At 66.2% G+C, this 3,955-nt stretch carries 4 protein-coding genes; 3 read left to right on the top strand and 1 reads right to left on the bottom strand.

The window, feature by feature from the left end; genetic code table 11:
• The 3 genes from AACR77_RS11700 to araA all read left to right on the top strand — a co-directional run.
• Positions 1-1,174: ribulokinase (locus AACR77_RS11700; protein WP_042881614.1), on the top strand; the 1,174-nt coding region annotated here is incomplete at its 5' end.
• A complete protein-coding gene (locus AACR77_RS11695; protein ID WP_042881612.1) occupies positions 1,171-1,869 on the top strand; it encodes an L-ribulose-5-phosphate 4-epimerase in 699 nt (232 codons plus the stop codon). The genes AACR77_RS11700 and AACR77_RS11695, both read left to right, overlap by 4 nt.
• Positions 1,870-1,883: 14 nt before the next feature.
• Complete coding sequence (gene araA / locus AACR77_RS11690; protein WP_042881610.1) at positions 1,884-3,383, top strand: L-arabinose isomerase; 1,500 nt, start codon at positions 1,884-1,886, stop codon at positions 3,381-3,383.
• Between the two features lie 71 nt (positions 3,384-3,454).
• Here araA and AACR77_RS11685 read toward each other — a convergent pair.
• A partial coding sequence (locus AACR77_RS11685; RefSeq protein ID WP_231563218.1) for a LysR substrate-binding domain-containing protein occupies positions 3,455-3,955 on the bottom strand: 501 nt, incomplete at its 5' end.

Raw genomic sequence — 3,955 nt, 5'->3', positions numbered from 1 at the left:
CGATGCCGCCGTGCGCGCCGCCGCCTGCAACTGGGTCGAGCTGTGTGACTGGGTACCCGCCATCCTGAGCGGCACCCAGGCCCCGGCCACCCTCAAACGCGGGCGCTGTGCCGCCGGTCACAAGTCCCTCTGGCACCCGAGCTGGGGCGGCCTGCCCCCCGCCGACTTCCTCAATGCGCTGGATCCCCTGCTGACGGAGGATCTCGACTTCCCCCTCTTTACCGACAGCTGGACCGCCGATCTCCCGGTCGGCACCCTGACCCCGGAGTGGGCGGAGCGGCTGCACCTCTCCTGCGAGGTGGTGATCGCCGGCGGCGCCTTTGACTGCCACATGGGGGCGGTGGGAGCCGGGGCCGGCAACAATGCGCTGGTGAAGGTGATAGGCACCTCCACCTGCGACATCCTGATCGCCGACGAGGCCACCATCGGTGATCGGGCCATTGCCGGGATCTGCGGCCAGGTGGATGGCAGCGTGGTGCCGGGCATGGTGGGGCTGGAGGCGGGACAGTCGGCGTTCGGTGACATCTATGCCTGGTATCAGCGCCAGCTCGGCTGGCCCCTGGACAGCCTCGCCGCCCAGTATCCGGAGCTTCGCACCGCCATCGAGCGCCACAAGCAGGCCCTGTTACCCAGCCTTGCCGCCGCCTGGGATCAGCAGCGCGACCTGGCGCACCTGCCGGTGGTGCTCGACTGGTTCAACGGCCGGCGCACCCCTTATGCCAACCAGCGCCTGCAGGGCACCCTCACTGGGATCAACCTCGGCACCGATGCCCCCGACTTGTTCGGCGCCCTGGTGGCCTCCACCGCCTTCGGTGCCCGCAGCATCATGGAGTGCATGACCAGTCAGCAGGTGCCGGTAGAGCAGGTGATCGCCCTTGGCGGCATCGCCCGCAAGTCCACCACCGTGATGCAGACCTGCGCCGACGTGATGAACAGGCCCATCCAGGTGGTGGCCTCGGATCAGTGCTGCGCCCTGGGGGCGGCCATCTTTGCCGCCGTGGCGGCCGGGATCCACGCCGATGTGGCCAAGGCCCAGCACCACATGGCGAGCGCCGTGGAGCGCACCCACCAGCCACACCCCGAGCGGGTCGCCGAGTATGAACGCCTCTACCAGCGCTACCTCGCCTGGGGCGCCGCCGCCGAACCGCTCTACAACCGGGGGGTGCCGGCATGAACCTCAAGACCCTCAAGGATCAGGTGCTCGCCGCCAATCTGGATCTGCCGCGCCATGGCCTGGTGACCTTCACCTGGGGCAACGTGAGCGGCATCGACCGAGAGCGCAATCTGGTGGTGATAAAGCCAAGCGGCGTCAGCTATGAGCGGATGCGGGTCGAGGACATGGTGGTGCTGGATCTGGCGGGCAAACAGGTGGAGGGCGCCTTGCGCCCCTCCTCCGACACCGCCACCCACCTGGTGCTCTATCGCGCCTATCCGGAGCTTGGCGGCGTGGTGCACACCCACTCCACCCACGCCACCGCCTGGGCCCAGGCGGGGCGCGCCATCCCCATTTTCGGCACCACCCAGGCCGACTACTTTCACGGCGAGATCCCCTGCTCCCGCCTGCTCACCCCGGGCGAAGTGGAGGAGGACTACGAGGGGCTGACCGGTCATCTCATCGTCGAGACCCTCAAGCAGACCCCCATCCTCACCATGCCGGGGGTGCTTGTGGCCAACCACGGCCCCTTCAGCTGGGGCAAGAGCGCCGAGGACGCAGTGCACAACGCCGTGGTGCTGGAAGAGGTGGCCCGCATGGCCTGGCTCACCGGCCAGATCAACCCGGGGGCCCGCCCCCTGCCCGATTACCTGCTGGAGAAGCACTACCAGCGCAAGCATGGCAAACACGCCTATTACGGCCAGACAAAAGCCTAAAAGAGGACAAACTCATGGAATTGATGAAACAGCTGGAAGTGTGGTTCCTGGTCGGCAGCCAGCACCTGTATGGCGCCACCACATTGAAGCAGGTGGCCGATCACGCCCATACCATCGCCAGCCAGCTCAACGAGGGGGCGAACCTGCCCCTCAAGATAGTGCTCAAACCCACAGGTACCACCCTGGATGAAATCAGCGCGGTGGCCCGGGATGCCAACCACGACGAGCGCTGCGCCGGGCTCATGGTGTGGATGCACACCTTCTCCCCCGCCAAGATGTGGATCCCGGCGCTGAGTCAGTTGCAAAAGCCCCTGTTGCAGTTCCACACCCAGTTCAACCGGGATCTCCCCTGGAGCGAGATCGACATGGACTTCATGAACCTGAACCAGACCGCCCACGGCGGACGCGAGTTCGGCTTCATGGGGGCCCGCCTGCGACTGCCCCGCACCGTGGTGGTGGGTCACTGGCAGGATGAAGAGGCCAGACAGAAGATTGGCAACTGGATGCGCATCGCCGCCGCCATCCACGACAGCCGCCACCTCAAAATCGCCCGTTTTGGCGACAACATGCGCAACGTGGCGGTCACCGAGGGCGACAAGATTGAGGCCCAGATCCAGTTCGGCTATCAGGTGAACTACCACCCGGTCGGCGATCTGGTCAAGGTGATCGACGCCGTGCCCGAGAGCGACATCGAGACGCTGCTGGCCGAATATGAGGCGACCTACACCCTGGCCGAGGCGGTGCAGGCGGGCGGGGGGCTTCGCACTTCCCTCCGTGAGGCGGCGCGCCAGGAGCTGGGGATGAAGAAGTTCCTCACCGACGGCGGCTTTGGCGCTTTTACCACCACCTTCGAAGATCTCTATGGTCTGCACCAGCTGCCGGGCCTCGCCTGCCAGCGCCTGATGGAGCAAGGCTTCGGTTTTGGGGCAGAAGGGGACTGGAAGACCGCGGCCCTCTTGCGCACCCTGAAAGTGATGGGATATGGCCTTGCGGGGGGGGCCTCCTTCATGGAGGACTACACCTACCACCTGGAAGCGGGCAACAACCTGGTGCTGGGGGCCCACATGCTGGAGGTCTGCCCCTCCATCGCCGCAGGCAAACCCGTGCTGGACGCCCAGCACTTAGGCATAGGCAAGAAGGCCGATCCGGCCCGCCTGCTGTTCGCTGCCCCCGCCGGCAAGGCGGTCAACGCCAGCCTCATCGATCTCGGCAACCGCTTCCGTCTGGTGGTCAATCAGCTGGAAGTGGTGGACCTGCCAGAGGCCATGCCGAAACTCCCGGTGGCCAGCGCCCTGTGGAAACCCCTGCCGGACCTGCAGACCAGTGCCGAGGCCTGGATCCTGGCGGGCGCCGCCCACCACTCGGTGTTCACCCAGGCGGTGGACATCGAGCAGCTGCGCACCTTCGCCGACATCATGGGTATCGAGTTTGTGGTCATCGACGAGCACACCCGCATCCCCGCGCTCAAGGAGCAGCTGCGCTGGAACGAGGTCTACTACAAGATCTGCCAGTGACCCTTTAATCGGCCAGCGGCCATCACCATGACAACAGCCCCGCCCGCGGGGCTGTTTCATTTCGCGTCCCCTCAGGGATGACCCTCCCCCTCCAGCAGCCAGTGACAGACTCGCTGCACCCCGTGGCGCTGGCTGTCGGGCCGGGCGATCAGGGCGTATTCGTGATCCGTCTCCAGCACGGGGGTGAAGGGAGCGACCAGGGCGCCGCTCTCCAGCTCCTCGGCCACTATGGTGGGATCCCCGAGAGAGAGGCCAAACCCCTGCAAGGCGGCATTCATCGCCAAGTCCAGGGTATCGAACAGCTGCCCCCCCTGGGGCTGCCAGGGGATGTCGAGGAAGGCGGCGAACCAGTTGCGCCAATCCCGCCTATCGGCGCTGGCATGGATGAGGGGCAGCAGGGGCAGCTCGTTCAGGTCGCGCTCGAACAGACGATGCTTGGCGGCAAACGCCGGGGCGCAGACCGGGGTCAGCCGTTCCCGAAACAGGGGCTGACTGTGGGGATAGCGCCCCAGGCAGGGCTGGTAGACGATGGCGAGATCGAAGGGCTCCCGGGAGAAGTCGATGCCATGGCT

The sequence above is a fragment of the Aeromonas sp. ZOR0002 genome (genome assembly GCF_963866995.1).
In the GTDB taxonomy this organism is placed as follows: domain Bacteria; phylum Pseudomonadota; class Gammaproteobacteria; order Enterobacterales; family Aeromonadaceae; genus Aeromonas; species Aeromonas caviae.
Note: the sequence above shows the minus strand (reverse complement) of the source record. Positions and strands in the feature narration are given on the sequence as shown.